At 73.7% G+C, this 327-nt stretch carries 1 protein-coding gene; it reads right to left on the minus strand.

The window, feature by feature from the left end:
• Nucleotides 1-327: acyl carrier protein (locus GCL84_RS00565; protein WP_156753326.1), on the minus strand; the 327-nt coding region annotated here is incomplete at both ends.

Below are 327 nucleotides of genomic sequence, written 5' to 3' on the forward strand. Positions count from 1 at the left end.
TCCCGCAGCCGGTTCCGCAGCTCCACCGACGTCAACGAGTCGAACCCGGCCTCCTTGAACGGCACGTCGGCGCGGACGTCCTCCGGCCCGGAGTGCCCGAGCACGACCGCGACCTGACCGCGGACCACGTCCACGAGCAGCGCCTCCTGCTCGTCGGGCAGCAGCCCGAGCAGCCGAGCGGCCAGCCCGTCGTCTCCCGCGATCCGCTGCCCCAGCCCCTCCCGCAGGTGCCGCGCGAGCACCGCCGGGGTCGGGTAGTCGAACACCAACGTCGCGGGCAACTTCAACCCGGTCCGCTCCCGCAGCCGGTTCCGCAGCTCCACCGAC

The organism is Actinokineospora pegani, from assembly GCF_009745975.1.
In the GTDB taxonomy this organism is placed as follows: Bacteria; Actinomycetota; Actinomycetes; order Mycobacteriales; family Pseudonocardiaceae; genus Actinokineospora; species Actinokineospora pegani.